Origin of the sequence: Pseudomonas anguilliseptica (assembly GCF_021375795.1) — a bacterium.
GTDB classification, from domain to species: Bacteria; Pseudomonadota; Gammaproteobacteria; order Pseudomonadales; family Pseudomonadaceae; genus Aquipseudomonas; species Aquipseudomonas anguilliseptica_A.
In genome coordinates, this window is record NZ_JAEIOI010000001.1 from 1,614,564 (window position 1) to 1,637,243 (window position 22,680).

Annotated in this window: 23 protein-coding genes; 9 read left to right on the plus strand and 14 right to left on the minus strand. The window is 61.2% G+C overall.

Features of this window, described 5'->3' with window-relative positions:
* Positions 1 to 14: 14 nt before the first annotated feature.
* The 4 genes from IOD17_RS07515 to IOD17_RS07530 all read right to left on the minus strand — a co-directional run bounded on the left by IOD17_RS07515 (position 15) and on the right by IOD17_RS07530 (position 3,937).
* Complete coding sequence (locus tag IOD17_RS07515) at positions 15 to 1,610, minus strand: malate:quinone oxidoreductase (protein ID WP_233684434.1); 1,596 nt, start codon at positions 1,608 to 1,610, stop codon at positions 15 to 17.
* A gap of 425 nt (positions 1,611 to 2,035) precedes the next feature.
* Positions 2,036 to 2,899: a lipopolysaccharide biosynthesis protein gene (locus tag IOD17_RS07520; RefSeq protein ID WP_233684435.1), complete on the minus strand. Its 864-nt coding sequence runs from the start codon at positions 2,897 to 2,899 to the stop codon at positions 2,036 to 2,038.
* Positions 2,900 to 2,957: 58 nt separating this feature from the next.
* Complete coding sequence (folE, locus tag IOD17_RS07525; protein ID WP_233684436.1) at positions 2,958 to 3,506, minus strand: GTP cyclohydrolase I FolE; 549 nt, start codon at positions 3,504 to 3,506, stop codon at positions 2,958 to 2,960.
* An 89-nt stretch (positions 3,507 to 3,595) separates the two neighbouring features.
* Positions 3,596 to 3,937, minus strand: a complete 342-nt coding sequence (locus IOD17_RS07530; RefSeq protein WP_233684437.1) for a winged helix-turn-helix transcriptional regulator — start codon at positions 3,935 to 3,937, stop codon at positions 3,596 to 3,598.
* A gap of 87 nt (positions 3,938 to 4,024) precedes the next feature.
* Between IOD17_RS07530 and IOD17_RS07535 the strand changes: the two genes are divergently transcribed.
* Positions 4,025 to 4,573, plus strand: coding sequence for a carboxymuconolactone decarboxylase family protein (locus tag IOD17_RS07535; RefSeq protein WP_233684438.1), 549 nt, complete (start codon positions 4,025 to 4,027; stop codon positions 4,571 to 4,573).
* An 8-nt stretch (positions 4,574 to 4,581) separates the two neighbouring features.
* Here the strand turns inward: IOD17_RS07535 and IOD17_RS07540 are convergent, their stop codons facing one another.
* The 3 genes from IOD17_RS07540 to IOD17_RS07550 form a co-directional block, all read right to left on the minus strand.
* Complete coding sequence (locus tag IOD17_RS07540) at positions 4,582 to 5,139, minus strand: Smr/MutS family protein (RefSeq protein ID WP_233684439.1); 558 nt, start codon at positions 5,137 to 5,139, stop codon at positions 4,582 to 4,584.
* A 326-nt stretch (positions 5,140 to 5,465) separates the two neighbouring features.
* Positions 5,466 to 5,786, minus strand: coding sequence for a hypothetical protein (locus tag IOD17_RS07545; protein WP_233684440.1), 321 nt, complete (start codon positions 5,784 to 5,786; stop codon positions 5,466 to 5,468).
* Positions 5,787 to 5,901: 115 nt separating this feature from the next.
* Positions 5,902 to 6,498 carry a cysteine hydrolase family protein gene (locus tag IOD17_RS07550; RefSeq protein ID WP_233684441.1) on the minus strand — a complete coding sequence of 199 codons (597 nt, stop codon included), beginning with the start codon at positions 6,496 to 6,498 and terminating at the stop codon, positions 5,902 to 5,904.
* A gap of 154 nt (positions 6,499 to 6,652) precedes the next feature.
* Here IOD17_RS07550 and IOD17_RS19305 point away from each other — a divergent pair, with 154 nt between their 5' ends.
* On the plus strand, positions 6,653 to 6,787 hold the full coding sequence (locus IOD17_RS19305; protein ID WP_267925363.1) for a hypothetical protein: 135 nt from the start codon (positions 6,653 to 6,655) through the stop codon (positions 6,785 to 6,787).
* Between the two features lie 71 nt (positions 6,788 to 6,858).
* Positions 6,859 to 7,791, plus strand: coding sequence for a 50S ribosomal protein L3 N(5)-glutamine methyltransferase (gene prmB / locus IOD17_RS07555; RefSeq protein WP_233684442.1), 933 nt, complete (start codon positions 6,859 to 6,861; stop codon positions 7,789 to 7,791).
* Here prmB and IOD17_RS07560 read toward each other — a convergent pair whose 3' ends face one another.
* Positions 7,792 to 11,268 (minus strand): PAS domain-containing hybrid sensor histidine kinase/response regulator, encoded by a 3,477-nt coding sequence (locus tag IOD17_RS07560; protein WP_233684443.1) that lies wholly within the window; start codon positions 11,266 to 11,268, stop codon positions 7,792 to 7,794.
* A 242-nt stretch (positions 11,269 to 11,510) separates the two neighbouring features.
* On the opposite strand from IOD17_RS07560, the gene IOD17_RS07565 reads away from it, so the two are divergent.
* Together IOD17_RS07565 and IOD17_RS07570 are read left to right on the plus strand one after the other, a co-directional pair.
* Positions 11,511 to 12,080 carry a GNAT family N-acetyltransferase gene (locus IOD17_RS07565; protein ID WP_233684444.1) on the plus strand — a complete coding sequence of 190 codons (570 nt, stop codon included), beginning with the start codon at positions 11,511 to 11,513 and terminating at the stop codon, positions 12,078 to 12,080.
* A 3-nt stretch (positions 12,081 to 12,083) separates the two neighbouring features.
* Positions 12,084 to 12,914, plus strand: a complete 831-nt coding sequence (locus IOD17_RS07570; RefSeq protein ID WP_233684445.1) for an AraC family transcriptional regulator — start codon at positions 12,084 to 12,086, stop codon at positions 12,912 to 12,914.
* On the opposite strand, the gene IOD17_RS07575 is transcribed toward IOD17_RS07570, so the two are convergent.
* Both IOD17_RS07575 and IOD17_RS07580 read right to left on the minus strand, forming a co-directional pair.
* Complete coding sequence (locus IOD17_RS07575; protein ID WP_233684446.1) at positions 12,911 to 13,702, minus strand: hypothetical protein; 792 nt, start codon at positions 13,700 to 13,702, stop codon at positions 12,911 to 12,913. The genes IOD17_RS07570 and IOD17_RS07575 overlap by 4 nt on opposite strands.
* A gap of 64 nt (positions 13,703 to 13,766) precedes the next feature.
* Entirely contained in the window at positions 13,767 to 14,750 is a 984-nt protein-coding gene (locus IOD17_RS07580; RefSeq protein WP_233684447.1) for an alpha/beta hydrolase, read from the minus strand.
* Between the two features lie 162 nt (positions 14,751 to 14,912).
* Here IOD17_RS07580 and aroC point away from each other — a divergent pair, with 162 nt between their 5' ends.
* The 4 genes from aroC (at position 14,913) to IOD17_RS07600 (ending at position 18,159) form a co-directional block, all read left to right on the plus strand.
* The gene (aroC, locus tag IOD17_RS07585; protein WP_233684448.1) at positions 14,913 to 16,004 is read left to right on the plus strand and encodes a chorismate synthase; all 1,092 of its coding nucleotides are present in this window, start codon (positions 14,913 to 14,915) and stop codon (positions 16,002 to 16,004) included.
* Positions 16,005 to 16,132: 128 nt separating this feature from the next.
* Positions 16,133 to 17,284, plus strand: coding sequence for an MFS transporter (locus IOD17_RS07590; RefSeq protein ID WP_233684449.1), 1,152 nt, complete (start codon positions 16,133 to 16,135; stop codon positions 17,282 to 17,284).
* A 58-nt stretch (positions 17,285 to 17,342) separates the two neighbouring features.
* A complete protein-coding gene (locus IOD17_RS07595; protein WP_233684450.1) occupies positions 17,343 to 17,891 on the plus strand; it encodes an acireductone dioxygenase in 549 nt (182 codons plus the stop codon).
* A 76-nt stretch (positions 17,892 to 17,967) separates the two neighbouring features.
* Positions 17,968 to 18,159, plus strand: coding sequence for a PLDc N-terminal domain-containing protein (locus tag IOD17_RS07600; RefSeq protein WP_233684451.1), 192 nt, complete (start codon positions 17,968 to 17,970; stop codon positions 18,157 to 18,159).
* Positions 18,160 to 18,252: 93 nt separating this feature from the next.
* Here the strand turns inward: IOD17_RS07600 and IOD17_RS07605 are convergent, their stop codons facing one another.
* The 4 genes from IOD17_RS07605 to IOD17_RS07620 form a co-directional block, all read right to left on the minus strand.
* Positions 18,253 to 18,750 (minus strand): methylated-DNA--[protein]-cysteine S-methyltransferase, encoded by a 498-nt coding sequence (locus tag IOD17_RS07605; protein WP_233684452.1) that lies wholly within the window; start codon positions 18,748 to 18,750, stop codon positions 18,253 to 18,255.
* Positions 18,751 to 18,756: 6 nt separating this feature from the next.
* The gene (locus IOD17_RS07610) at positions 18,757 to 19,638 is read right to left on the minus strand and encodes a DNA-3-methyladenine glycosylase family protein (RefSeq protein WP_233684453.1); all 882 of its coding nucleotides are present in this window, start codon (positions 19,636 to 19,638) and stop codon (positions 18,757 to 18,759) included.
* A 340-nt stretch (positions 19,639 to 19,978) separates the two neighbouring features.
* Positions 19,979 to 21,421 (minus strand): methyl-accepting chemotaxis protein, encoded by a 1,443-nt coding sequence (locus IOD17_RS07615; protein WP_233684454.1) that lies wholly within the window; start codon positions 21,419 to 21,421, stop codon positions 19,979 to 19,981.
* Positions 21,422 to 21,562: 141 nt separating this feature from the next.
* Positions 21,563 to 22,534, minus strand: coding sequence for an AraC family transcriptional regulator (locus IOD17_RS07620; RefSeq protein ID WP_418904256.1), 972 nt, complete (start codon positions 22,532 to 22,534; stop codon positions 21,563 to 21,565).
* Between the last annotated feature and the right edge of the window lie 146 nt (positions 22,535 to 22,680).

The following is a 22,680-nucleotide window of genomic DNA, read 5'->3' on the forward strand; positions in this document are numbered from 1 at the left end:
TCCCAACAGGCGCTTTACTGCGCCTGGCTGAGCTCTGGGGTGAGAGCCAGCGGCGGCACTTCAACGAACTCCAGTTGCAGGCGCTCACTGCTCCAGGCGCGGGTCTTATTGGTCAGCGCCAGGTCGTCGTTCAGCTTTTGGCCGTAAGACGGGATGATTTCTTTCAGTTTGGTTTGCCACTCAGGACTCTGCATCTCGTTCTTGAAGGTCTTCTCCAGCACCGAGAGCATGATCGGTGCGGCCGTCGAGGCTCCCGGCGATGCGCCGAGCAGGGCGGCGATGCTGCCATCGGCGGCGCTGACCACTTCGGTACCGAACTGCAGGACGCCGCCGTGTTCGGCGTCTTTCTTGATGATCTGCACGCGCTGACCCGCCTGGATAAGCTCCCAATCCTCCGATTTGGCATTGGGGAAGTACTCGCGCAGCGAATCCATGCGGTCTTCCTGGCTGAGCATCAGCTGGCCCATCAGGTAGGTGCTGAGCGAGAAATTATCGATGCCGGCGTGGGTCATCGGCAGGATGTTGTCGGTGGTCAGGGCGCTGAAGGTGTCGAGCAGCGAGCCGTTTTTCAGGAACTTGGTGGAGAAGGTGGCGAATGGGCCGAACAGCAGCACCTTCTTGCCATCGATCACCCGGGTGTCCAGGTGCGGTACGGACATCGGCGGCGAACCGACCGAGGCTTTGCCGTACACCTTGGCCTGGTGCTGAGCGACGATTTCCGGGTTGCTGGTGGCGAGGAACGAGCCGCCGACCGGGAAGCCGGCATAGCCTTCGGCTTCGCTGATGCCGGACATCTGCAGCAGCTTCAGCGCCGCACCGCCGGCACCGATAAACACGAACCTGGCGTTGATGGTTTTCTCGGCGCCGCCGTTGCCCAGGTCGGCCACCCGTACATTCCAGGTGTTGTCGGCGTTGCGTTCGATGCCGCGCACTTCATGCCGCAGGTTGAGGCTGACGTTGTCCTGCTGGCTTAACGAGCCGAACAGCTGGCGGGTGATTTCGCCAAAGTTGACGTCGGTGCCAATCGACACGCGAGTGGCTGCAAGCTTTTGCCCGGGCTCGCGGCCTTGCATCACCAGCGGTACCCACTGGCCGATCTGCTGCGGGTCTTCGGAATACTCCATACCGCGAAACAGCGAACTGGCCTGCAGCGCCGCATGGCGCTTCTTGAGGAATTCGACGTTGTCATCGCCCCAGACAAAGCTCATGTGCGGTACGTTGTTGATAAACGAAGGCGGGTTGTTCAGCACCTTGCGCTCAACCTGATAGGCCCAGAACTGTTTGGAAATCTCGAAGGATTCGTTGATCGCCACCGCCTTGCTGATATCGATGCTGCCATCGGCCAGCTCGGGGGTGTAGTTCAGCTCGCAGAAGGCCGAATGGCCGGTGCCTGCGTTGTTCCAGGCGTTGGAGCTTTCGCTGGCCACCTGATCGAGGCGCTCGTAGATATCGATGCTCCAGCCCGGCTCCAGCTCGTTGAGGTAGGTACCCAGGCTGGCACTCATGATGCCGCCGCCAATCAGCAGCACATCCACGGTTTTTTCCGACTCGGGGTGCTTGGCGCAGCCAAGCAGGCTCAGGCACAGCAGGGGCAAGAGGAGTTTTTTCATTAAACCAATCATCTTATCGGTGAAATCAGTGTGACGACCTGGGCGACACGGGATCAGGCGTGTGGCAATAGCCTGCATGCCCGTCGGCGGGCGACAGGCGCAGGGCAGGTGTACGGGGACGTCGTGTGCGTAACGGCAGTGGCGTTGGCAGCCGGCAGCTTGGTCAGCTATAGCGCGGGCGACTGTCGTGGCGGGGCTATCGCAAGAAGCATGCCTGCCACGCCAACGCTTCTGGCTGCGGCGTTCTGCCGCCTGTCAGCATGCCTGGCGGGGTTCAGGAGTGGCGTGATCTCGCCATATTCCAGCGGTCTTGCTATAGCAGGTGGCGGAACATCGCCACCTGCTATAGCAAAGGACAGACAGAAAACCGGCTCATGGCCGATTTCTTTGTGGTGATGATTAAGTTTAAGGGTCAGTCAGATTTCTCAGGCGTGCAGCATTTTGCGCAGTTCTGTTTGCGATATTTTTGGTATCAGGCTGTGCGGTACACGGCTTTTTTCTGACAGGTTGAAAACTTCGAAAACTCCTTTTTTGATGACTGATTTAGCCATTAATTTAAAACTCGGGAGTATGTTTCTGTGCCAGTGAATATCCAGGTTGCTAGGTGTAGAACCTTCGCCTTTCTCATAAAATCGACCAGCACTTGAGTTCATATCCATGCCGATGGCGAATACTTTGTTGAAGCCGACGTGATAGGCTAGTTGAAGTCCGCCGAAAAGAATTGTTCGGCCGCCATAGTAGCCTTTTGACAAGTCGAGACTAAAGCCGATGCCGTTTTTCTTACGGCCTAGCAAGGAGAATTCACAAGCTGCTTCTTTTCGTGCTCTGGCAACTAAAGGGTGCAGCCAATTGGGTATTATTCGATTGTCGTGAATATCTCTATTTACTCGTTCGAATAAGAACACTTTTTTATTTACGAGGGCATCTGGGCGTCGTTTTAAAATTTCTTCGATGACAGGATAGCTGAACGCTAGATTTTCAGCGCTATTAACGCCCTTCATAAAAAGTTCTAGTCGATCACCGACAAAGAATTCGTCATAGCAAATATAAAAAAATGGTTTGATATTGTTACTTTCGCAGAGGCTTATAGAGCCGTTCATGGCGATGACGGGTTTGTCTGTGCAAAACTCTTTGAAGTTGAAATCGCTGGCTGATGGGCCAGATGCGACCAGGAAAACTTCGCCATGCTGCGTTGACTTTATTTCGCTGAATGGCGAGATATGTACCTTGGCTATTCCATTTATGGCAACTGATCGCTCGAGCGATATTTTTATGTTCTGATCTGACATGGAAAGAAGCCACATTTCTAAATGGTTAATACCTAGGTCGTAGATTTACGAGAGTGGGCTAGTTATTGACCAGGCTAAGGAACTCGCTGCGCGTGGCGGCGTTTTCGCGGAACTCGCCGAGCATCACCGAGGTGACCATGGAGGAATTTTGCTTCTCCACGCCGCGCATCATCATGCACATGTGCTGGGCTTCGATCACCACCGCCACACCAAGGGCGCCGGTGACTTGCTGGATGGCTTCGGCGATCTGCCGGCTGAGGTTTTCCTGAATCTGCAGGCGACGCGCGTACATGTCGACGATGCGTGCGACTTTCGACAGGCCGAGCACCTTGCCACTCGGGATATAGGCGACATGGGCCTTGCCTATAAAGGGCAGCAGGTGGTGTTCGCATAGCGAATACAACTCGATGTTCTTCACCAGCACCATTTCGCTGTTATCGGAGCTGAACAGCGCGCCATTGGTGACTTCTTCGAGGGTTTGCTGGTAACCCTTGCACAGGTACTGCATGGCTTTGGCGGCGCGCTTGGGGGTGTCGAGCAGGCCTTCGCGGGACACGTCCTCGCCAAGTTGGCCAAGGATCGCGGTGTAGTTTTGTTCCAGGGACATGATCTTCCTGTGGCACTTGCGGAGATATACAGACGCGCAGGTTAGGGCGGTGCCGCCGGGCTGGCAAGGGCGCGGCACGCCAATTTGCCTCAGTTTTCTGACGTGGGTGGCAGCTGGGCAGCCCAGTTGTCGGCCCACAGGGTCAGTGGCAGGAACTGTTCAACCAGCTCCAGGCCCAGGCGTGATAACTGGTAGCCCCGTTCGCCGTTCTCCAGCAGTTGGGCGTCACGCAGCTCTCCCAGGCGGGTGTTGAGTACCGAGGGTGACAAGCCTGCGCAGCGGTTCTGCAGCTCGCGAAAGTTGGCCGGCGACTGATGCAACTCCCAGAGCACGCGCAGGCTCCAGCGGCGGCCCAGCAGGTCGAGCAGTGCCATGATCGGGCGGCCTGTCTGCGAGCCGCGTACCGGTTGGCCGGGTGTAGGGGTATCCATGAAGGCTCCTTGCTTCTTTTTTAGTAGCGATCTAGAGTGGCCTTGCTACTTTTTTCGTAGCTTAACAGCCTGTCAGGAGTATTGCCTATGTACAGCCCACGTATTCAACCGGTGCAACCACCTTATGCCGCTGATGTGCAGGCGGCGTTTGATCGAGTCATGCCGCCGGGGATGCCGCCGTTGAAACTGTTTCGCAGCATGGCGCACAACCCGCGAGTGCTGCAGCGCTTGCTGGCGGCAGGCTTGCTTGATCGCGGCAGCATCAGCATACGCGAGCGCGAACTGCTGATCCTGCGCACCACGGCACGTTGCGGTGCAGAGTACGAATGGGGGGTGCACGTCGCCGTATTCAATGCTCAGGCGGGGTTCAGTCCAGAGCAGTTGGCTGATACCTGCGCCGTTGTGCCCAATTGTGAGCTATGGAGTTCGGCTGAGCAGGCGCTGTTGGCGTTGGCTGACAGTCTGCATGCCAGCGCAACGCTGGACGACAACCTGTGGCAGCAACTCAGTGCTGAATTCACTGAGTCGCAGCTGATCGAGTGTCTGGTGCTGGTGGGGTTCTACCATGCGGTGTCGTTCGTGGTGAATGGCCTGCGTGTCGAACATGAGGCGCAGACACCCCGCTTTGCCCGTTAGGCGAGGGCCTATTCGTCGCGGTCATCCATCATGGTGCGCTTGAGCATCACGTACACCGCGCCAGTACCGCCGTGCTTGGCCAGGCAGGAGGTAAAGCCGAGCACTTGCGGATGCTGGCGTAGCCAGGTGTTGACGTGACTTTTGATCATTGGTTTGCGGCCATCCATGCGCACAGCCTTGCCATGGGTGACGCGCACGCAGCGCACCTCCAGCTTGTTGGCCTCGGCGATAAATTCCCAGAGGGTGTCGCGGGCTTTTTCCACGCTCATGCCATGCAGGTCGAGGCTGCCCTCGAAGCTGATCTGGCCGAGCTTGAGCTTGCGCATCTGACCTTCCTGCACGCCGTTGGCGGCCCAGTACAGCGGGTCTTCGGCGCCGACGTCGATGACAAACTGATCAGACAGACCATCGACTTTGATACTGTCCACGCGCGCCGTGGCGGCCTGGCGCAGGGTGGCCAGTTGGGCACGGTTGGGCTTCGGTTTGCCGGTGTCGGCGCGGTCATGCTTGATGGGTTTGACGCCGCGTAGTTCGGCTTTGAACAGGGAAAAATCGTCGTCTTGCATTTAGGGTCTGTTACCGTTTTGTCGTGGCTGCGCCGAAGCCTGTTTTAGCGCGAGGCAAGGCACGAGACGCGAAGTTTGGTGTTCCAAATGAGTGTCGAGAAACGCAGTATCGCGCTAAAACAGGCCCGGCCCTTCGGGTTGCGCGAAAAATCTCGCCATGCGGTGTTGGAGGTCTTGGCAAGGGAGCGACCATTACCTGCGTCCTCCGCCTAGCCTGGCGAGATTTTACGCGGCAACGCGGCTCGCGACAAAACGGTAACAGACCCTAGATCTCCGCGAAGGCCGCTAGTGTATCCAAGCTGTCGGTGTTCGTGCTGGGCTGGGCTTCAGTCGCGTTTTTTCAGCAGATGCGGGGCCATGTTCAGGTCGCTGGCGTGGCGTGCACGGCGGCGGCAGCGGCGCCATAGCATGACGCCGACATACAGCAGGGCCAGGCCGATCACGGCGAACAGGCTGGCGGCCACCGTGGATTCATTCAGCGGGCCGAGTACCGAATGCTGGCCGAGCAGAGCCGCAATACCGGCCATGCTCAGCAGAATGCCGAATGTCGCCAGCAGAGCGGCCAGTGCCGCCCCCAGGCGCGTGCGCCAGTTGCCGGCACTACGTGGGCGCAGACGGCGGGCGTCAAAACCATCGGAGAGCTTCATGCCGATTTCCTCATGCCGATTGACTCAGTGGCTATCGGTGCTATGACCGGCCGCTGCCGGTGTGGTTCAACAGTCACTGCCCAGGGTGTGATCGCGCACGCGTTTGTCAGGCGCCTCAGAGCAGCGCGCTGGCGCGTGGCACCACGGCGGCAAAGTTGTCGGCCAGGGCGATCATCTCGGCCCGGTGCATGTCGGCCGCGCTGATCACCTGACCGTCCAGCGTCGGCAGGTCACGGGTGGCGCAGGCTGCATCGACCACGGTGCAACGGTAACCATAGTCCTTGGTGGCGCGCACCGTGGTGCTGATGCTGGAGTGGGTCATAAAGCCGCAGACAATCAGGTCCAACCGGCCGAGGGCTTGCAGACGTTCATGCAAGTCGGTGCCGGTGAAGGCATTGGGCATGCGCTTCTCGACGATGATCTCGCCAGGCAGCGGTGCGGCTTGAGGCAGGTGCAGGCCGCGTGGCCCGCGCGGGTCGAGCAGACCATCGGGGATGCCCAGGTGTTTGACGTGAACGATGGCGCTGCCCAGGTCCCGGGCCGCCGCGAGCAGCTTGGCGATTTCTTCCAGCGCTGCATCCAGCCCTGGCAGTTTCAACACGCCGCTGCGGTACTCCTCTTGCGCATCGATGACCAGCAAGGTCGCATTGCTCAGGCTGGCTGGCGCATGGCCACGGCCTGTAAGGGCAAAGAGCGTTTGTGGGGTGGACATGGCAGCAACTCCAGGCAGACAGACTGCGGCCATTGTCCGCCTGTGCAGCGCTGCTGTGAACCGTTGCGCTGGATGATCTTGCCGGCGACCGGTGCAGCGCGCAGAATCAAGCCCTGGCCGAGGACTGGCGGGTATAAGCAGAAGGAGTTGTGTAATGAGCCTGATCGCCTTGTTTTCCGAATATTTCTGGTTGTTTTTCGCCCTCGCGGTCTCCATCGCCGTGCTGCGCGAACTGTGCATCAAGCGTGATCCACCATCCTCCAGCGAGTCACCCGGCAATCAGTCGTAGCGTGCATGCAGGCCCGCGCTGGTTGCCATGAATGGGCTAGAATGCGCGACTTTTTTCTGCGGAGAGCTGCCGTGAGCGACGCTACAAACGCCTATCCAACCCGTCTGCGCACCATCCGTGATTACATTCGCTGGGCTGTCAGCCGCTTTCATGGCGAAGAACTGTTTTTTGGTCACGGCACCGACAATGCCTGGGATGAGGCCCGCCAGCTGGTGCTGGGCGCGCTGCACCTGCCGTATGAAATCGCCGACAGCTATCTCGACTGTCGCCTGGATGACGCCGAACACCAGCACCTGCACAACTTGCTGCAGCAGCGCATCGAGGCGCGCGTGCCTACGGCCTACCTGCTGGGTGAAGCCTGGTTCTGTGGTTTGCCTTTTATCGTGGATCAGCGCGTGCTGATTCCCCGCTCGCCGATTGCCGAGCTGATCGAGCAGCACTTCGAACCCTGGCTGGCGCAGGAGCCGGCGCGGATTCTCGACCTGTGCACCGGCTCGGGCTGCATCGGTATCGCCTGCGCCTACGAATTCCCCGAAGCTGAAGTGGTGCTCGGTGATTTGTCGTTTGAGGCGCTGGAAGTGGCCAACCAGAATATTGAGCGCCATGGCTTGGAAGAGCGTGTCTACACCGTGCAGGGCGATGGCTTTGCCGGGCTGCCGGGTCAGCGCTTCGATCTGATCGTATCCAACCCACCCTATGTGGATGCCGAGGATTTCGCCGATATGCCGGTCGAGTACCAGCATGAGCCGGAGCTGGGTCTGGCCTGCGGCGAGGATGGTCTGGACCTGGTGCGGCGCATGCTGGCTGAGGCGGCGGACCACCTGAGCGAAAAGGGTGTGCTGATTGTTGAAGTGGGCAACAGCCAGGTGCACGTCGAGGCGTTGTACCCGGAAGTTGACTTCACCTGGCTGGAATTCGAGCGCGGCGGTCATGGTGTATTCCTGCTCGCGGCTGCGCAGTGCCGCGAGCATCAGGCGTTGTTCCGTCAACGCCTGAATGGCTGATCAGCGTAGCGTCAGATGGCGGCTCAGCAGCGCACGTAAGGCCGCCGGTTTGACTGGCTTGCTCAGATAATCCAGGCCGGCGGCATGCACTTGAGCGATCAGTTCGGGGCGGCCGTCGGCGCTGATCACCACGCCCGGCAGTGGCTCGGCCAGGCGCGTGCGCAGCCAGGCCATCAGTTCGGTGCCGGTTTCACCGTCATCCAGGTGAAAGTCCACCAGCGCCAGGTGCGGGCGCACGTTTTCACTCAGCAGATGCTCACATTCCAGCCGATTGCGCGCCGTCCATACCTGGCATCCCCAGCGTGACAGCAGGCTGTACATGCCGGTGAGGATGCTGTCTTCGTTGTCCACGCAGAGTACCTGGGTGCCGGCCAGTGCCTGACCAGGTTGTTCCAGCGCGGCCACGGGTTTCGGCGCTTCGGCCTGCTGCGCCAGGGGTACGGTGACGCTGAATACACTGCCTTTGCCAGGCCAGGAGCGTACTTCCAGTTTGTGTTCCAGCACCCGACACAGGCCGTCGGCAATCGCCAGGCCCAGGCCCAGGCCTTTTTCCGCACGGGTCTGGTGGCTGTCCAGGCGTTTGAACTCCTCGAAAATCACCTTGCGCTTGTCGTCCGGGATGCCGGGGCCGCGATCCCAGACTTCCAGGCGCAACTGCTGGCCCTGGTGGCGTACCCCCAGCAATACGCGGCCCTTGGCATAGCGGAAGGCGTTGGTCAGGAAGTTCTGCAGGATGCGCCGCAGCAATTTGATGTCGCTGTCGATGCGCAGGCTGCTGCTGCGCAGGCGGAAATCCACGCCGTGTTCGGCGGCCAGCACCTTGAATTCCGCGCCCAGGGTGTCGAACAGGCTGTTCAGCGCAAAGGCCTGGCGATCCGGCGTAATACGGCCGTTTTCCAGGCGCGAGATGTCCAGCAAGTCGCTGATCAGGTCTTCGGCCGAACGCAGCGAACTGTCCAGGTGACGCACCAGTTCACGGGCGTCGCTGGGCAAGGCGTCATCCTGATGGGCGAGGGCAGCGGAGAACAGTCGCGCGGCATTCAGCGGTTGCATCAGGTCATGGCTGACCGCCGCGAGGAAGCGGGTTTTCGACTGGCTGGCCGCTTCCGCCACGCGCTTGGCTTCGATCAGCGCCTGGTTCAGCTGCGACAATTCCTGGGTGCGTGCGCTGACCCGCTGTTCCAGGCCTTCGTTGGCGTCCTTCAAGGCGCGCTCGGCTTCACGGAACTCGGTGATGTCGGTAAAACTCATGACGAAACCGCCGCCGGGCATGGGGTTACCGATCAGCTCAATCACCCGGCCATTGGGGAACATGCGCTCAGAGGTGTGCGCCGTGCCCTGGCGCATCCAGTACAGACGCTTGCTGACATGCTCTTCGATGTCGCCATCGCCAAGCAGGCCGCGTTCGGCATTGAAACGAATCAACTCGGCCACCGGCCGACCGACATACACCTGACCATCGGGGTAGTTGAACAGCTCGATATAGCGGTGGTTCCAGGCCACCAGGCGCAGCGACTGGTCAACCACGCTGATGCCCTGGGTGATGTTCTCGATCGCGCCCTGCAGCAGCGCGCGGTTGAACTGCAGCACCTCCGAGGCTTCGTCGACGATGCGCACCACATCTTCGACGTGCATCTCGCGGCCTTCGATGGCCGCCTTGACCACGGCGCGGGTCGAGGATGCCCCCAGTACACCAGCCAGCAGCCGTTCGGTGTGGGCGATCCAGTCGCTGGTAGCGGTCTGGTTGGGGTCGAAACCCTTGCCCTGACGGTAGGCAAAGCGCATGAAACTCTGCCGTGCGCGGTCTTCGCCGACAAAGCGGTTGGCCAGTAGCAACAGGTCGCCGACCTGCACTGCGAGCATGCTGCGGTTGCTCGGTTTGTTGCCCAGGTCGTGGCCGATAAAACGTCCGGCCTGCCAGTGCTCGGCCATGCGGGTGCGCGAGAACCAGGAAACCCAGGCAAACAGCAGGAAATTACCGGCCAGCGAGAGCACCACGCCGCGGGTCAGAGGGTCGACCTGAAAGCCAATCGGGGCATACAGCAGGCTGTGCAGGCCGGGGAAGGTTTCCAGTGGCCAGCCCAGGCCGCGAGCCACCAATGGCATGACCAGGGTGTAGAACCAGATCAGTCCACCAAAGAACATACCGGCAAACACGCCCTGGCGGTTGGCCTGCTTCCACACCAGAGCACCGAACATCGCCGGAGCCAGCTGGCCAATAGCGGCAAAGGACACTTGGCCAATGGTGGCCAGGCTGGCGTTGGAGCCGAGCAGGCGATAGCACACGTAGGCCAGCAGCAGAATCAGCACGATGCTCACCCGGCGCGCGGTGAGCATCCAGTGGCGGAACGCCTCGAACGGCCGCTCGGTGTTCTGCCGACGTAGCAGCCAGGGCAGCAGCATGTCGTTGGAAATCATGGTGGAGAGTGCCACCGAGGCGACAATCACCATGCCGGTGGCCGCCGAGGCGCCGCCGATAAAGGCCAGCATGGCCAGTGCGGGATGTGCTTCGGCAAGCGGCAGGCTGATGACGAAGGAGTCCGGGGTGATGCCGGCCGGCAGCAGCATCTGTCCGGCGAGGGCGATGGGCACCACAAACAATGCGGCGAGGATCAAGTAGGCGGGGAACACCCAGCGCGCTAGGTTGAGGTCCTTGGGCTCGATGTTCTCCACCACGGTCACATGGAACTGCCGCGGCAGGGCGATGATGGCGATCATCGCCAGACCTGTCTGGGTCATCATTGCCGGCCAGTTGACGGTTTCGGCCCAGAAATCCTCCAGCTCGGTGCTGGCCTTGGCCTGGCTGAACAAGTCGGCAAAACCGTTGTACAGCCCGTAGGTGACAAAGGCACCGACGGCGAGAAAGGCCAGCAGCTTGACCAGCGACTCGAAGGCAATCGCCAGGACCATGCCGCGGTGGTGCTCGGTGACATCCAGGTTGCGCGTGCCGAACAATATTGTGAACAGCGCCAGGACCAGCGAAACGATCAGCGCAGTGTCCTGGGCGCTGGTGCCGCTGGCGCTGGCCCCTGCGCCAATCAGCAGGTTGACCCCCAGCACGATGCCCTTGAGCTGCAGCGCGATATAGGGCAGCACGCCGACCAGGCAGACCAGCGCTACCACCACCGCCAGCGCCTGGGACTTGCCGTAGCGCGCAGCAATGAAGTCGGCAATCGAGGTGATGTTCTCCTGTTTGCTGATCATCACCATCTTCTGCAGCACCCAGGGTGCGAACACCAGAATGATGATTGGCCCCAGGTAGATCGGCAGAAATGACCACAGCTGTTCGGCGGCCTGACCGACTGCGCCGAAGAATGTCCAACTGGTGCAGTACACCGCCAGCGACAGCGAGTACACCCAGGCCCGCACGCGCGGCGGCATGGGCGTGGCGCGGCGGTCGCCATAGAAGGCAATGGCGAACAGGGTGGCCATGTAAATCAGCGCTACTGCGGCGATCAGCCCACTGGACAGGGTCATGCAAGCTCCGAAAGCAAACTATAGGGGGCGGCCGGGGTCATATCTGGCAGCGCAGCGGCTGCCCAGAGCCTAGCGCATCAGCGTCCGCGGCAGATGATGTGCGTCAGTCTCGCAGCAAAGTGGCGGTGCGTCAGGTGCGACCAAGGTCGCACGGACATAGAGCCCCTTACTGTTGTGGATTGTGCACACTGATTGGCCCTGTTAGCGTGTCGCGCTTGCGACTCTGTCCGAGGAGGGACCCTATGTTCAAGCCGCAACTGATTACCCTGCAACGTGGCGGATTACGCATCGAACCTATGGTCGATGCCGATATTCCCGCGCTGATCAGTCTGGCCGACGCCAATCGTCAGGAGCTGATCTACATGAATGGCAGCCAGCGCCTGGACTGGTATCGCCAGGGCTTGCTCGAGCAGCGCGAAGGACGAGCCTTGCCTTTTGTTATTCGCCTGGGTGACCAGTTGGTGGGCACCACCCGTTTTGGCGACTTTATGAACACCTTGCCGGCGGCGGAGATCGGCTGGACCTGGCTGGATCGTAGCCAGCACGGCACGGGCCTGAACACCACCATCAAGTACCTGATGCTACGGCATGCCTTCGAGAACTGGAGCATGGTGCGGGTGCAACTGAAGACCGCTGCCAGCAATCTGCGTGCACAGCGCGCCATCGAAAAACTCGGTGCGCAACGTGAAGGGCTGCTGCGCAATCACCGTCGCCTGGCCGATGGCCGCCTGGATGATACGGTGCTGTACAGCATCACCGATCACGATTGGCCGGCGCTCAAGCAGCAACTGGAGGCGCGTTTCGGCGGTTGAGGCATGGCCCAGGCAAGCAGCGAACAGACACATTTCTGGCAAGCCCCCGAGTTGGGTGGCATTGAGCTGCTGCACGCGCATTATGTCGAGCAGCGGTTTTCCCCGCATGTACACGAAGGTTTTGTGTTCACCGTGATCGAGCACGGCGCGCAGCGCTTTCGTCATCGCGGCAGTGATCATCTGGCGCCTGCGGGCAGCATGGTGCTGATCAACCCGGACGAGCTGCACACCGGCTCCAAGGCCCATGAGCAAGGCTGGCGTTACCGCGCGTTCTATCCGAATAACGCCCAGGTTTGCGGGGTGTTGGCCGAGCTTGAGTTGGGGCGTCAGGGCATGCCGTCTTTTGCGTTCAGTGTGCTGCAGGACGTCCAGCTGCATCACCAGTTTCAGGCGCTGCATCAGTTGCTTGATCAGCAGGCCTCGGCGTTGCAGCTGCAAACCGCCTGGCGTGAAGCGATCCTGTTGCTGTTTCAGCGTCATGCACGTCTGCCAGAGGGGCTGACGCCGGGGCATGAGCCGCTGGCCGTAAGCCGCGCCAAGGAATTGCTCAGCAGCCAGTTGGCAGCGCCGCCGTCGCTGGAGGAGTTGGCCCGGTCGGTGGGCTTGTCGGCCTTTCATTTTGCCCGGGTGTTTCGTCGTGCCACCGGCTTGCCGCCGCACAGCTGGCTGATGCAGCGCCGCCTGGAGCAGGCGCGGGCACTATTACGCAATGGTTGTGCACCGCTGACGGTGGCCATGCAGCTGGGCTTTGCCGACCAGAGCCACCTGAGCCGGCAGTTCAAACAGGCCTATGGCGTGGCACCGGGGCAGTATCGTCAGGCCAGTAGCCGTTAGCGGGTGGCAATCCAGATCAGCAACCCCGCCTGGAACACACAGAATGCCACCAGGCAGGTGATGGTGAAGCGCAGGCCGCTATCTTCGCGTTTGAAAACCGCGATGCGTTCTTCCAGTTTGCGAATTTTTACGTCCTGTTCGCGCAGGCTCTGATCAGCCTGTTGCAGCATGCTGGCCGCATCCAGCAGTTCGACGATCTGCACTTTTTCCGTGTGCCAATCGCTGTGCAGCGCGCTGACTCTCGGCGCGCCGCATTGCGCCTTGATCTGCAGCGGGTCGAGGTATTCGACCACAAAGCCCTGGGCCTGCAGACAGTGGTCGCGGCGGGCACGGGCTTCCTCGGTAAAGGCGTCCTTGCTCGGCAAGGGGCTGTGCTGCACCTGGTAGTGGGCGAAGTGCTGACGCGCCCAGGCAACCCCCTGGGCCAGCAGAAAACGTCCCAGGCCACGGTTTTCCGGCTCTACATGCAGGCCTTTGTCCGGGCCGAAACGCACCAGGCGCTGCTCGTGATCGGCCCACACTTCGAGGATGTTCTGCTCCTTGCGTACTCGTTGTCCGGGCAGTTGCAAGGTCAGACGCAGCAGGCTGTGCTGCTTGCCCAGGCGCTCGACGCGGCCGAACTGGATAAAGCGCAAGGGCCGCGCCCCAGTGTGGCGATCGGTGGGCAGGGCGGCCAGGCGCAGCAGGCGAAAGTGTTCGGGCGGCAAATCGGCCCAGGGGTGGGCCTGCTCGACGACCTCCTGCGGGGCGGCGTCGGTATCGGTTTGTGTCTCTGGGCTGTCGGTCATACACGGCGATCCTGTGCGCGACATCTTCAGGTGTCGTCTGATGCGCTTATCGGCCGCCGCTCGGCTAACTGGAGGCTGGCTTTTTGCCGCTGCGCTGGATGAACTGGGCGATCTGCTCGCCAAGCCCCTGTGCCAACGGTAGCCGAGGATTGTCATAGCTGGCCAGTTGCGTCGGTAAATCCACTGCGCTGATGCGCAGCATATGGTTCATCCCGGGGATGATCAGCAGCACGGCATCCGGCTTGGCGGCCTGCAGCGCCTGGGCATCGGCGACACTGACCTGAATATCATGGCTGCCTTGCACAATCAGCGCCGGGATCTGCAGACGGGCAAAGGCCTGGCCGGGGTCTTGCCGCAGCAGTGAAATCAAATAAGGCTGCACGCTGGGGCGAAACAGCACCTGCAAGGGCTTGGGCACTTGCGGCGTGAGTTGCCCGGCCAACAGGCGGTCGAGCAGGTGATAACTCTGTGCCAGTTGATCTGGCGGCAGGCGCGCTGCCAGTTGTTCACGCAGCAGTTGGTCGATCGGTCGGGAGCTGCCGGCAATCGCTACCAGTGCATCGGCCTGAGCCTGCTCGGCCGCCAGGCTGGCAATCAGCGCGCCTTCGCTGTGGCCGATCAGGATCAGCCGATCAAATGCCGGGTTGGTCTTGAGCTGTTGCGCCCAGCCGATGGCATCGCTGACATAGCCCGCGACGCTCAGGTCGCGTTCATCCGGCGTGGCGGCGCGGCTGGCGGCTACACCGCGCTTGTCGTAGCGCAGGCTGGCGATGCCCTGCTTGGCCAGGCTCTGGGCCAGGCGTTTGAGGCTGTCGTTATGCCCGCCTTCAGGGTTGTTGCCGTTACGGTCGGTGGGGCCGGAGCCGGCAATCAGCAGGGCAACCGCTACCGGCGAAGTGCCGCTGGGTTTGAGTAAGGTGCCATACAGGGTGCCCTGCGCGGTCGGCAGGCGTACTGACTGTTCCACACTACCGTGTGTGACGGTCTGTGGGGCGGCGTGCAGCAGGGTGGTGCTCAACAGAAGAGGCAACAGAAGGGCTCGCAACATGGGGGGACAACTGCCAGGGAGGAAACCCTTGGACGTTTATTGGCCCTGAAGGTTCGAGGATGATCTGGGCGAACGCCACGGGTATACTCGCCGCCTTCACTCAAATAGGGTCTTGCGCGCATTGGCGCGGCCCTGCGCTGATTTTCGCGGAGCGTTTTGCACATGTCCGGCAATACCTACGGCAAGCTGTTCACTGTCACCACTGCTGGCGAAAGCCATGGCCCGGCATTGGTCGCCATTGTCGATGGCTGCCCGCCAGGCCTGGAAATCAGCCTGGAAGACCTGCAGCGCGACCTCGACCGGCGCAAGCCCGGCACCAGCCGGCATACCACCCAGCGCCAGGAAGCCGATGAAGTGGAAATTCTCGCCGGGGTGTTCGAGGGCAAGACCACCGGTTGCTCGATTGGTCTGCTTATCCGCAATACCGACCAGAAGTCCAAGGACTACTCGGCGATCAAGGATTCCTTCCGCCCGGCCCATGCCGATTACACCTATCACCACAAATACGGCATCCGCGACTACCGCGGTGGTGGCCGCAGCTCGGCGCGCGAGACGGCGATGCGTGTTGCCGCTGGCGCTATTGCCAAGAAGTATCTGGCCACTCAGGGCATCGTGATTCGCGGCTATATGAGTCAGCTGGGGCCAATCGAAATCCCGTTCAAGACTTGGGAAAGCGTCGAGCAGAACGCCTTTTTCAGCCCCGATCCGGACAAGGTGCCGGAGCTGGAGGCCTATATGGACCAGCTGCGCCGTGATCAGGATTCGGTCGGCGCGAAAATCACTGTGGTCGCCGAAGGCGTAATGCCAGGCCTGGGTGAGCCGATTTTCGACCGCCTGGACGCCGAATTGGCCCATGCGCTGATGAGCATCAACGCGGTCAAGGGTGTGGAAATCGGTGCGGGCTTCGCCAGTGTGGCGCAGCGCGGCACCGAGCACCGTGACGAGATGACCCCTGAAGGTTTCCTCTCCAATAATGCCGGCGGCATTCTCGGTGGGCTTTCCAGTGGTCAGCCGATTGTGGCGCACCTGGCGCTCAAGCCGACGTCGAGCATCACCACGCCGGGGCGCTCGATCGATATTCACGGCAACCCGGTGGATATCATCACCAAGGGCCGTCATGACCCGTGCGTGGGCATCCGCGCCACGCCGATTGCCGAGGCGATGATGGCCATTGTGCTGATGGATCATCTGCTGCGCCACCGCGCGCAGAATGCCGATGTGCGGGTCAGCACGCCGGTGCTGCCACAGCTGTGACTGCCCGGGTAGGTTGGGTTGAGCGCAGCGAAGCCCAACGGCGGCCGACTCGGCAGCGCAGAAAGATGATTTATCGCGTGTTGGGCTTCGTCGCTGGCTCCTCAACCCAACCTACGTCTGGGTAAGCCATGCCTTCTGTGTTGCCCTATTGGCGTTTGTCTGGTTTCTACTTCTTCTATTTCTCGCTGCTCGGTGCCACCGCGCCGTTCCTTGCGTTGTATTTCGATCACCTGGGATTTTCCGCTGCGCGGATCGGTGAGCTGATCGCCATTCCCATGCTGATGCGCTGCATTGCGCCAAATATCTGGGGCTGGCTGGGTGATTACAGCGGTCAGCGGCTGGCCATTGTGCGTTTTGGCGCGCTGTGCACGCTGCTGTGTTTTGCCGGCATCTTTATCAGCCAGAGCTACGCCTGGCTGGCGCTGATCATGGCGCTGCATGCGTTCTTCTGGCACGCAGTGTTGCCGCAGTTTGAGGTGATCACCTTTGCCCATCTCAAGGAGCAGGCGGCGCGCTACAGCCAGATCCGCCTATGGGGCAGCATTGGCTTTATCGTCGCGGTGGTGGGGCTGGGCAAGTTGTTCGAACTGCTCAGTCTGGATGCCTATCCCTGGGCACTGATCCTGATCATGGGCGGTATCGTGCTGAGCAGCTGGTGGGTGCCCAATGCGCAGCCGCAGATGCGCCCCAATACTCAGGAGCAGGGCGGCTTTCTCCAGCAGCTGCGCCGGCCGGGGATTCTTGCCTTTTACCTCAGTGTCGGCCTGATGCAGCTGAGCAATGGCCCGTACTACACCTTTCTCAGTTTGCACCTGGAAGCGCTGGGCTATTCGCGCGGGGTGATCGGCCAGCTGTGGGCGCTGGGCGTGCTGGCCGAGATTGTGCTGTTTATGTTTATGGCCCGCTTGCTGGCGCGCTACTCCCTGCGTACCGTGCTGCTGGCGAGTTTTCTGATTACCGCCGTGCGCTGGCTGTTGCTGGGCAATCTGGCTGGGCATCTGCCGGTGTTGCTGTTTGCCCAGTTGATGCACGCCGCGACCTTTGGCAGTTTTCACGCGGCAGCCATGCACTTTGTCCAACGCAGCTTTGCTGATCGCCAGCAGGGCCAGGGCCAGGCCTTGTATGCCGCGCTGGCGGGCGTCGGGGGCGCGCTGGGGGCATTGTATTCCGGCTACAGCTGGCACAGTCTCGGCGCAGCCTGGACCTTTGCCATCGCCAGCCTGATTGCCCTGGCGGCTGCGGTGATCACCGCAGGTTATCTGCGTGATGAGCGGCCCTGAGCCCTTATCTGTTGAATTGAACCGCTGAATTGAAGCCGACTGTACGAGAGTCTTGAGCATGAGCAGCCTGACCGTCTACCACCAGTCTTCGCCCGAGTACCCGAACAAGCTGCTGACTCACGTCGAGGACATCGCCAGCACTCTGGCTGCTGTTGGTGTGCAGTTCAGTCAGGTGCCGGTTCAGCAGGCGGTCACGGCCGGTACAACCAGTGACGAGCTGCTGGCGGCCAGCCGAGTGCAGGTCGACCAGTTGCTGAGCCAGCATGGTTATGCCTACGCCGAGGTGCTGAGCCTGTGTGATGAGCGCGGTGAGGGCAGTGAGCTGGCCCGCAGACTGCGTGCAGAGCAATGCTGTCAGCCGGCCCACCTGCATTACTACCTGGCCGGTCGTGGCCTGCTGGCGCTGCATATCGGCGAGTACGTCTACAACCTGTTGTGCGAAAAGGGTGATCTGCTGCGGTTGCCCGCCGGCACGGCGCACTGGTTCGATGGTGGCGAGCATCCACGCTTTGCCGTACTGCGCCTGTTTGACAGCGCGCAGGTGCCGGATTTTGTGCCTGTCGCGGGTGATTTTGCCGCCGCCTTTGCGGGCCTGGATGACTGCTGACAGGTAAAGCGCCTGAACTCTTTGGCTCAGCGTCTATCCTACGTAAGCGATCCCTTACGCATAGGAGCGACACCTTATGGGTTCAATGTTCAACGGTTTGCTGGGGCTGGTCATTCTGGCGCTGGATATCTGGGCGATTCTCAGCGTTATCAAAAGCAATGCCGAAATCGGTATCAAGGTGTTGTGGATCCTGTTGATTGTCTTGCTGCCGGTGATCGGTCTGATCCTCTGGGCACTGCTTGGCCCACGCGGAACGGTCAAGTTCTAGGATCTGGTACACAGGTGTAGGGTGGATGGCGTTTATCCATCCACCTGCCACGTTGCCAGTCTTTTAGCTCATGGGCGGCTGTATGGGGCGGGTCTACAACCCCAGCAGCGCCTGTTCCGGCAATTGCGCTCCTTCCAGCTTGAGCAGCAATGCCTTGCGTGGCAGGCCGCCGGCATAACCGGTGAGGCTGCCGTCACGGCCGATCACCCGATGGCAGGGAATGATGATGGCAATCGGGTTGGCACCATTGGCGGCACCGACAGCGCGCACCGCCTTGGGTCGTGCGATCTCGGCGGCGAGGGCGCTGTAGCAGCTGGTTTGGCCAAACGGGATGGTTTGCAGCGCTTGCCAAACGGCTTGCTGAAACGCGGTGCCTTGCGGCGCCAGGCGCACTTCGAAGCGCTGCCGACGCCCAGCGAAATACTCATCCAGTTGCCGGCATACCTTATCCAGCTCATTGGCGGCGCTGCGCCAGTGCTCGCCGATCTGCCAAGGCCTGTCGTCGATATCCATCAGCAGTTGTTGCAGGCCGGCTTCGTCAGCGGCCAATAGCAGGCGACCGATTGGGCTGTCGTGGTAGCGGTAGAACATCCTGGTTCATCCTCCTGAATAGTTGTGCCACAGATGGGCGGCGGCATAGGCGCGCCAGGGGCGCCAGGCTTCGGCGCGGGTTTTCAGGCTGCGTGCGTCGATGCCGTCAGGGCCCCACACCGGCGCCTTGAGCAAGCCCAGATCGCTGGCAGGAAAGGCATCGGCGTCGCCAAATGCCCGCAAAGCAATGTACTCGGCGGTCCATGGGCCGATGCCGGGTAGCGCGCAGAGGCGCTCGATCAGCGCCGCACTGCCGTCCTGCAAGTCCAGACGCAAGCTGCCAGTGGCGATCTGCGCGGCGAAATGTTGCAGCGTCTGCACCCGCTTGCCAGGCATGCCGATGCCGTCCAGGTTGGCCTCGGCCAAAGCCTCTGCGCTAGGAAACAACCGCTCGATCCCGCTGGGCCCGTCCGCCAACGGCGTGCCGAGGCGGGTGAGCAGCCGACCTGTGATGGTCACCGCAGCCTTGACCGTCACCTGCTGGCCGACGATGGCGCGTACTGCCTGCTCGAACGGATCGAACGCCGTGGGCAGGCGCAGGCCAGGGTTGCGCCTCAGCATCGCCGCTAGGTGCTCGTCGCTAGAGAAGTGCCGGGCGATAAGCCCAGGATGGGTGTTCAGATCGAACATCTTGCGCACCCGTTCGATCAGCGCCGGCTGGCAGGCATCGGCCGACGGACCGTGGCGCAGCTCCAGGCAATGATCGGCGCGGGCATGCACGCTGAACCAGCCGGACACGCCGCCGAGCTGGAAGCTGCGGCTGTAGCTGTCACTGGCGAGCAGTTCCATGCCGGGCAGGGCGCGCAGGGCGAAATGGCCGTGGAACTGCTGCCAGTTCCACGGCGGCTGATAGGGCAGCAATACAACGGGTTTGGTAGTCGTGGTCATGGGCTGAAGATAACCCTGCGTGCCGTGCTTGTCAGTGCAGAACAGACTTTCAAACTGGAGCCAGTAGGGCGGGATGTGCTCGTTTGGCAACCTGTTTTGGAACTCGCGAGCTAGACCTGCAAGGCGCTACGTTAGTAACAGCCTCCGGCTAGTCAAAACAGGCGAGAAACGTAGCGTAGCGGAGTAACAGCCAACGGCTGGTCCTTAGGGTGAGCGCAGCGAATCAAGCGCAGTGTACTGTTGTACATGAGCATTACTCGTTTCACTCATCCTTCGGGTCGCGCTGAAGCGCGTTAGCCGTAACGCAGCAGGGCCGACGCGCAGCAGGTCGTGTTAGGCGCTAAGCGCTGGCCACGTGCTGATGCAGCTGATGGGACAACTGCTCCAGTTGCTGGCCGAGTTGCACCAGTGATTCCTGAGCCTGCAGCAGTTCGGCGCTGGCGGCACGCTGGCGCTGGCTGGCGTCGCGTTGTGCGGCGCTGTTGTCGCGTACGTGCATCAGTTGCTGGTGGGCATGGGTGAGCGCCTGGCTGTGCTGCAGGATCGACTGCGACAGGTTGTCGGTCAGCCCGGCGTTGCTGCTCAGTGCACTGCTCACGTCACTGACCTGGGTGGCCCCGGTGTCGATGATCTGCTGCGACTGGCCCAGTACGTTCTGCACCGTATCGGCCGTTTCGTTGCTGCGCTGTGAAAGGTTACGCACCTCATCGGCGACCACCGCAAAGCCACGGCCATGATCCCCCGCGCGTGCGGCCTCGATGGCCGCGTTAAGCGCCAGCAAGTTGGTTTGCTGGGCGATGGCGCTGATCATCTGCATGGATTCGGCGATGCGCTGGTTGCTCTGCTGGATGGCCTGCATGCTGGCCTGGGCGTCTTCCATACGCTGTGCACAGGCATTCACCTGGCTGCTGCTGTGCTGGGTGTCCTGGCTGAGTTGCTGCATATGGCCGGTGCTGGAGGCGAGGCTGTCTAGCACTTCATGCAGGGCCAGATCCAGTTGGTGCATGGCGTCGGCCTGCTGTTGCACATCGGTGTCGATGCTCTGGCAGCGCTGGCGAATGCCGCCGAGGGTCTGCTGCAACTGGCCGGCCATCTGCAGCAGGTCGCTGGCGGTGCTACGTACCTCATCGACGATGCCGCCGAGCTGGTCCTGATTACGTGCGGCACGCTGACCGAACTCGCGGGATTCATTGAGCGCCTGTTCGGCATCGGCCAGCGCCTGGTTACGCAGTTTCGCGCTGTACCACTGTGCCAGCCACACGGTCAGCACGGGCAGGATGTAACCCGAGTAGGTGTTGACGGCCGCATCCCGTGGGCTCAGTTCGAACACCGGCAGGCTGGCGCCGCTGCGTTCCAGGCGAATCAGCCAGAACACGAACAGTGCCTGCACCAGGCTCCAGACCATGGCGCTGCGGGTACCGGCCAACAGATAAGCGAAGACGATAATCACCGCCGGCCAGTAGATATGCGCCGAATGCAGGCCGCCCAATTGGTAGATCAGCAGCATCGAGTAACTGGCCATGCTGGCCAGCGCCATATTGGCTGCCACAGCCAGCGGCAGCACGGCGCTGCGCAGTACCAGCAGCATCAGTGGCATGCCGAGTACCAGCAGCAACGAGCCATACATCAGCGCATCGTTGCCCAGGCGGCCCCATTTGATACAGCTGTACAGGCCAATGACCACGCTGCACAGGGCACTGAAGGCGAGGGTACGGGCCAACAGAATGCTGGCCTGGTCGGTCAAATCATGTGGCAGGAACTGCCCAAGGAAACCCTGTCGCATGAAAACTCCAGTCAGTAGGTTGTACAGCAGTATCGGCGCATATGGCCGCTGGCTTGAGGGTGGAAAGCGCCAATTTGGCGGATGAAATGGCAAAGTGCCAGTTATCTGCTGCGCCGCCCGACGACTTGTCAGTCGCGTTATTCAGCCCAGTGTCTGGCGGTATTGCCCAGGCGTGAGGCCCTTCCAGCGCTTGAAGGCATGCAGGAAATTCGACACCTCGCTGTAGCCCAGACGCTCGGCTATGTCTTCCTGGCTCAGGCTGGCGATGGCCAGCAGTTCCTCGGCCAGGGCCTGACGCACTTCTTCCTGCAACTGGCGAAAGCTGCTGCCTTGCTCTTCCAGGCGACGGCGCAGGGTACGGCTGCTGATGTTCAGCTCGCTGGCGATGACTTCCATATCTGCCAGCCGACCCGGTGTACTCAACAGGCGATCACGAATCTGCCCGGCCAGACCGCTGCGCACCCGACGTTTGGCCAGCAGGGCTTGGCATTGCTGTTCGCAGAGCTGAGCGCTGTGCGGATTGGCGCGGGGCAGGGGCAGATCAAGCAGGTGACGGGAAAAGCTGATGCGATTTTCTGCGCAGGCAAACTCTGGCAGCAGGCCGAATTGCTCGATAAAGCGTGCAGTGTCAGCCGGCGCCGGCATGCTCAGTTGCACGCGATCCAGGGGCATGCGCTTGCCGGTCAGTTCGCGCTGAATCACCATCACCGCCACGGTGTCGCGCAGCAGGAGAAAGTCGCGCACCTGATCCGGCAAATGGCTGCCGTCCAGCTGCAGATGCGCCTGGTCGGCGTCCTCATGCAAGCTGATGCGATTAAAGGCAAAGGTCAGGTCCAGGTAGCGCAGGCCGAGGTCGGCAGCCTGGCGGAAGCTCTGACTGCTGAGCAGGGCGTAACCCCAGATGCCATAGGTGGTCAGTTGATAGCGCAGACCGGCTTGCAGGCCGAGGTCGTCCTGTGTGGGCAGGGCTTCGATCAGGTTGCAGATCAGTTGCAGTTCCTGCGCGCCTTCGATTTCACTGTGCAACTCGGCCAGTTGCAGGGGGCTGAGACCAGTGTGGCGCAGGCACTGTTCGACACTCAAACCGTGATCAAGGCCTAACTGGGTCAGCAGTTGCGCACTGGTAATGCTGCGTCGTGGCAGTGAGTAGGGGATGGCTGGCATGCCGTTATCCGCTGATTTGTCCGAAAGTCACAATCGATTGGCCGACTATGCCATAACGGGCCAGGGAGCAGGCAAGTAGCATTCTGGCATCCGCA

Coding starts and splice junctions, on each gene's coding strand:
- IOD17_RS07515 (WP_233684434.1), bottom strand. CDS start 1,610: ATGAAAAAACTCCTCTTGCCCCTGCTGTGCCTGAGCCTGCTTGGCTGC.
- IOD17_RS07590 (WP_233684449.1), top strand. CDS start 16,133: ATGCCTTCTGTGTTGCCCTATTGGCGTTTGTCTGGTTTCTACTTCTTC.
- IOD17_RS07535 (WP_233684438.1), top strand. CDS start 4,025: ATGTACAGCCCACGTATTCAACCGGTGCAACCACCTTATGCCGCTGAT.
- IOD17_RS07615 (WP_233684454.1), bottom strand. CDS start 21,421: ATGCGACAGGGTTTCCTTGGGCAGTTCCTGCCACATGATTTGACCGAC.
- IOD17_RS07580 (WP_233684447.1), bottom strand. CDS start 14,750: ATGTTGCGAGCCCTTCTGTTGCCTCTTCTGTTGAGCACCACCCTGCTG.
- IOD17_RS07560 (WP_233684443.1), bottom strand. CDS start 11,268: ATGACCCTGTCCAGTGGGCTGATCGCCGCAGTAGCGCTGATTTACATG.
- aroC (WP_233684448.1), top strand. CDS start 14,913: ATGTCCGGCAATACCTACGGCAAGCTGTTCACTGTCACCACTGCTGGC.
- IOD17_RS07550 (WP_233684441.1), bottom strand. CDS start 6,498: ATGTCCACCCCACAAACGCTCTTTGCCCTTACAGGCCGTGGCCATGCG.
- IOD17_RS07565 (WP_233684444.1), top strand. CDS start 11,511: ATGTTCAAGCCGCAACTGATTACCCTGCAACGTGGCGGATTACGCATC.
- IOD17_RS07530 (WP_233684437.1), bottom strand. CDS start 3,937: ATGGATACCCCTACACCCGGCCAACCGGTACGCGGCTCGCAGACAGGC.
- folE (WP_233684436.1), bottom strand. CDS start 3,506: ATGTCCCTGGAACAAAACTACACCGCGATCCTTGGCCAACTTGGCGAG.
- IOD17_RS07545 (WP_233684440.1), bottom strand. CDS start 5,786: ATGAAGCTCTCCGATGGTTTTGACGCCCGCCGTCTGCGCCCACGTAGT.
- IOD17_RS07520 (WP_233684435.1), bottom strand. CDS start 2,899: ATGTCAGATCAGAACATAAAAATATCGCTCGAGCGATCAGTTGCCATA.
- IOD17_RS07540 (WP_233684439.1), bottom strand. CDS start 5,139: ATGCAAGACGACGATTTTTCCCTGTTCAAAGCCGAACTACGCGGCGTC.
- IOD17_RS07600 (WP_233684451.1), top strand. CDS start 17,968: ATGGGTTCAATGTTCAACGGTTTGCTGGGGCTGGTCATTCTGGCGCTG.
- IOD17_RS07595 (WP_233684450.1), top strand. CDS start 17,343: ATGAGCAGCCTGACCGTCTACCACCAGTCTTCGCCCGAGTACCCGAAC.
- IOD17_RS07610 (WP_233684453.1), bottom strand. CDS start 19,638: ATGACCACGACTACCAAACCCGTTGTATTGCTGCCCTATCAGCCGCCG.
- IOD17_RS19305 (WP_267925363.1), top strand. CDS start 6,653: ATGAGCCTGATCGCCTTGTTTTCCGAATATTTCTGGTTGTTTTTCGCC.
- IOD17_RS07605 (WP_233684452.1), bottom strand. CDS start 18,750: ATGTTCTACCGCTACCACGACAGCCCAATCGGTCGCCTGCTATTGGCC.
- IOD17_RS07570 (WP_233684445.1), top strand. CDS start 12,084: ATGGCCCAGGCAAGCAGCGAACAGACACATTTCTGGCAAGCCCCCGAG.
- IOD17_RS07575 (WP_233684446.1), bottom strand. CDS start 13,702: ATGACCGACAGCCCAGAGACACAAACCGATACCGACGCCGCCCCGCAG.